The sequence below is a fragment of the Bradyrhizobium sp. 134 genome, assembly GCF_023074155.1.
Taxonomy (GTDB): Bacteria; Pseudomonadota; Alphaproteobacteria; order Rhizobiales; family Xanthobacteraceae; genus Bradyrhizobium.
On record NZ_JADPKX010000059.1, the window covers coordinates 1 to 4,621 of the forward strand.

1 protein-coding gene and 4 pseudogenes are annotated in these 4,621 nt (G+C 58.6%); 1 reads left to right on the top strand and 4 read right to left on the bottom strand.

What is annotated here, in order from left to right:
- Window positions 1–114 precede the first annotated feature (114 nt).
- The 3 genes and pseudogenes from IVA75_RS24730 to IVA75_RS24740 all read right to left on the bottom strand — a co-directional run.
- Window positions 115–1,171: pseudogene (locus IVA75_RS24730) on the bottom strand (IS256 family transposase); the annotation flags it as partial.
- Between the two features lie 425 nt (window positions 1,172–1,596).
- The gene (locus IVA75_RS24735; RefSeq protein WP_247288324.1) at window positions 1,597–2,787 is read right to left on the bottom strand and encodes an aminotransferase class I/II-fold pyridoxal phosphate-dependent enzyme; all 1,191 of its coding nucleotides are present in this window, start codon (window positions 2,785–2,787) and stop codon (window positions 1,597–1,599) included.
- Window positions 2,788–3,380: 593 nt separating this feature from the next.
- Window positions 3,381–3,656: pseudogene (locus IVA75_RS24740) on the bottom strand (IS30 family transposase); the annotation flags it as partial.
- 394 nt (window positions 3,657–4,050) lie between these two features.
- Here IVA75_RS24740 and IVA75_RS24745 point away from each other — a divergent pair.
- Window positions 4,051–4,360, top strand: a pseudogene (locus IVA75_RS24745) (integrase core domain-containing protein); the annotation flags it as partial.
- Window positions 4,361–4,522: 162 nt separating this feature from the next.
- Here IVA75_RS24745 and IVA75_RS24750 read toward each other — a convergent pair.
- A pseudogene (locus IVA75_RS24750) lies at window positions 4,523–4,621 on the bottom strand (transposase); the annotation flags it as partial.

The following is a 4,621-nucleotide window of genomic DNA, read 5'->3' on the forward strand; positions in this document are numbered from 1 at the left end:
CGGCGGCTGCGAGATCGATGGCCGGGACGGAAGAATGGCCCGCGGCGCAGCCGAACAAAAGAATGGACGTACGCGATTTCTGCAATCGTCATCTCGGTCGTGAAAAAATCACTTGTCCATCTCATCCGTCGTGCGCAGGTGTTTCCAATGCTCTGCCGGGAAGTCGTAGAAAAGCCCGCAGCGTGTCTCGATCCTTGCGCAGGCAATCGGCGGCCTTCTCGTATTTCAGCGCGTAGCTCTCGATGAAGGCGTCGAACGCCAGCTCGGCTGTGGCCTTGGTTTCGGCCATCCATATCTCCTGCAACGCGCGTTTGGCTTTCGGCTGCTGGCTCTTCGGCAGCTTGGCAAGTACGTTGGCGGTCTTGTGCACCCAGCAGCGCTGCTCGCGCGTTTTCGGCCAGACCTCACCGGCCGCCTTCCAGAACCCGAGCGCGCCATCGGCGATGACGAGCTGCGGGGGCACGTCGAGCCCGCGCCGCTTCAGGTCGAGCAGCAGATCGCGCCAATCGTGCGCGCTCTCACGGGCGCCATCGGTGAAGCCGACCAGTTCCTTGCGGCCCTCCGGCGTCGCGCCGATCAGCACCAGGATGCACTGCTTTTCGTCTTCGAGCCGGGCTTCGAGATGGATGCCATCAGCCCAGATGTAGACGTAGCGCTTGGCCGACAGATCGCGCTTCTGCCACGCGCCGTGCTCGTCGAGCCAGCCGTCCTTCAGTCGGCCGATGGCGGATGCCGACAATCCGGCAGCATCCTTGCCAAGCAGCGCCGCCAGCGCCTCGGAGAAGTCGCCGGTCGAGATACCATTCAGATATAGGATCGGCAGCAGCGTCTCGATCGACTTCGACCGGCGCATGTAGGGCGGCAGGATCGACGGCGAGAACCGGATGCGGCCAGGATCGGCGGCGTCCGCTTCGCGATCGCGTACACGCGGCTGGCGGACGGCGACCGGACCGATGCCGGTCATCACCTCGCGCTCCGGCAGGTGACCGTGGCGGACGACGCGCTGGTGGCCGTCCCGGGTCTTCAAATCGGCATGCTGGCCGAGAAAGTCCGCGACCTCAGCCTCGACCGCTTTGGCGAGAAGGGCACGTGCCCCGTTGCGCAAGACTTCTGTGAGTTGATCGTCGAAGATTCCTGGCTGAATCAGATGGATGACGTTATCGTTGGACACGGCATATCGCTCCTTCGGTGGAGAAGTGGAGGCGTCAAGCACCCCCACGATATGCCGCCTTTCCGATTCCCGCCGTCACCAACTTTCGGCGACAGCTCGGTATCGACCCGTCCTCTCCTTGCGAGCCGCAAAGTGTTTGCTTTGATTGCCGCTCTCTCTTTCCTGTAGATGAATGAGTACGGATTTGCGAGCTGCTTGATCATGATCACGCCAGCGATTTGCGGTTGATGTCTGACGGCGCAAAAGTTCTCTTGATTAGACCATGTCTGCTGTGCAGTTGATATTTCGCCATATGGCTGATGAGGCTGCGTCTCGATCAGAAGCTGCAGGTGGCAGCTGGATCCGGCAACGATGGTGGTCTGGTTTGAAATGCCAGGCGTGATACGAACTTATATAAACTTGCGGGCGCCTTGCGAAACACGATTTCAGCTCCACGTGTTCAGAGTTGCGGTCAGACGCCGCAAGCCTTTGTCGAGTAATTCGAGATCGATGCCATAGGACAGTCGGACCCCGGCGGGGTCGCCAAATGCCGTACCCGAAACTGTTGCTACACCAGCATCCATCAGCAACACGTTAGCGATGGCATCTGCATCGAATTCCCGGCCGCAAGGCTTGGCCCGCCGCTGCCATCCGCTGAGATCAAGATAGAAGTGAAATCCGCCCTGGGCGGTGGGTTGTGGGATCCACTTCAGCGTTGACAGGATCGAGAGCCCCAGCGTTCGCGCATCGCCAACCTGACGCTGCAATTTCTGCTGGAAAGCGGCATCGCCGGACTCCAAGTGATGGAGTAGCGCATGCTGTGCAATGATATTCGGATCAGACGTTGTATGGCTTTGTAGTGCCTTTACCGCCCTGATGACCGTTTCAGGGCCAGCGAGATAGCCGATGCGCCAACCGATCAGGGCCAGGGACTTGGAAAACGAATTGACGATCAAAGTGCGGGCGCGGGCCCGAGGGTCTACTGAGACGATAGGGAGGTGAGTATGCGGGAGATGAGAGAAGGCCCCATAGCATTCATCGAAGATGATCCAGAGATCCCGCTCGATGGCTAGTTGGGCGATATCAGCAAGAGTTTCGCGGTTGTAGATCGTGCCTGTTGGGTTGTTCGGCGTGTTGACTACGATCGCCTTAGTTCTTGATGTAATGGCCGCGGCTAAGTCCGTTAACGCTGGCACGTAGTTGTTGTTTCGAGTTTCGATGAAGATCGGCGTGCCACCCGCCAGGACGATTTGTGCCGGGAAAGTCGTCCAATAGGGAGCGGGTATCAGCACTTCGTCGCCGGGATTGAGAAGAACCATGGCCGCATTGAAGAGCGCCTGCTTGGAGCCGCTCGTCACCGCAATTTCGTCTCTCGACCAGTGCTGAGCGGTCTCAGCGGAAATCTTGCGACTAAGGGCTTGATCCAGCTCCGTCGGGCCCACGGTGTCGATGTAGCGGTTGAGATTGCGATTAATTGCCACGATGGCGCCGTCGCGAACCATCGGCGCTAAGTCACCCCTGATCTCATTGGCCGTCAAGTCGATGATTTGGTCGGCGCTCACTGCAGCTGCTTTGGCCACGGACCAGGCCGTGTCGGTACCCAGCGATTTAAACAAGGCTGTCCGTTGCGCTAACATGTGCGCTCTCCGTCAATCCACATGACTGTGGCGCGAGTTGTTACTCCCTTAGAACGAAGACCCGATCATTCAAAGAGACGAATCATCGTTGAGGCCGCTTTCCCGAAAGGAGATAGGCTGCCAGGGCTTCGCCTACGATTAGACGACCATTGACTTAGTAAGGAGATTGGGTCGGTAGATGGCACTAATGCACAGGTGGCCGCGTGAGAGTTGTCGCGCATCGTACGTCCGAAGTCTCGGGGCAAATCGTTGATTCGTGTGCAGTGCAGGCTAGGGTGGGCGGTTTCATGACGGCGGTCCTTGATCGTGCGCTGTTGTGTGAATGGAACCTGTTGTCGTAGCGCAGTTCAGCAGTGGTAGGAGAGAACGGATTGTCGCATGGAGAGTGGGTCGTACCTCGACACTCGAAGACTTCGGCTTACGCGTATTGGACCAACGTTCATCATGCTCTGTCGTCGAGATCAATCACCAGTATTGGTAGTTGATCGGAGCGTATCTTGCGATGAAGATGCAGTCAGGGCGGCGGCGTTCGTTAATCAAGAGTTCCTTATAGGGCGGATTCAGGCGGTCGTCGCAACACCGACCATGTTCACTTATGGCAGCGACTCGTCAAGCGCCTCTGCCGGCGTTTTCCAGCCCAGATTTTTTCTCGGTCGAGCATTGAGGGCCGCTGCCACAGCGGCGATTTCGTCCGCGCTGTGGATGCTCAGGTATGTGCCTTTCGGGAAGTACTGGCGTAGGAGCCCATCGGGTTCTCGTCGGGGTCGCAGAAGTAGACTTGGACACCCCGCATCGACCTTGAGACGATCATGCTGGACCATTTCGGCTCCCTGATCCCAAGTCAGCGAAGGGCGCAGTTCTTGGGGCAAGGTAATGATAATGATGGTGCGCGTAGTCGCGCGGCGCCCAATCTCCCGGATGGAATGGCCCTGCACCTTGAAAAGCGCAATCTCTTCGCACCCACCAATGACAAGTATCGCCCGGAGAGCGCCTTTGCTGAGGACTTGAACATCGCTGGTGACATGCCGCCCGCCTTTCGAAACCATCTGGTTCCTACGGGCTGTGACACCCCGGCTTCCAGCGCACCATCTTCGCGGCTTTGTCCGCGGCGATAGCTCGCAGAAACTTCTCTGTTCATCCCACCCAGCCACAGGCGGTCGTCCTGGCGTTGGTAGTGGCGCTTGTCCAGACCGTGCCGATCGCCGCTTTCGAATGCTCATTGCAACCTCCAAATCCGGAGTGTTGCGACGACCGCTTGAATCCGCCCAATACGCCTCGGCGGAGTATCGCAAGATGATGCAGTCCGCCGGCTTCCGCGCCTCGATGAGCCGCAGGGTCGATTGCTATGACAACGCTCCGATGGAGAGCTTCTCCATACGCTCAAAACCGAACTCGTCCATCACCAGATTATGCAACACGTGAGGGCTTTTACAATCGAACGCGAAGCCACTCGGCCATTGGATATCTCAGTCCGATCGAGATGGAGCTAGAAGGCAGCCTAGCATTACAGTTGCCGTTTTGCTTTGAGATGCGCGCGCTGAGCGGCAGCCTGGTGAGCTCTGCGCCAGAATGACCATGCGATGACATGCGCGGGTTGGATCCGCTTTCGAGCAAGCCTGCTGGCGATGCGGCGGATTTCCTGGATTGACCAACGGATCAGTGGCGGTGTGGGTATGCTTTGGCTTTTGCCGGGGGGCGGCGTTTGGTTTTTTTGGGCGGTGGCGGATTGGCGCGGGACGCCGATCTGGCAGTTCGTGATCTTCCCTGCCGAACCAGTGTATTGCCGTGCCACTCCGCACGAGGCCTTGCCCTGCTTGAGAAAGCCGGTCTCGTC

What these genes read in the sequence shown, in the direction of transcription:
- IVA75_RS24735 (WP_247288324.1), bottom strand. Translation starts at nt 2,787, where the DNA reads ATGTTAGCGCAACGGACAGCCTTGTTTAAATCGCTGGGTACCGACACG.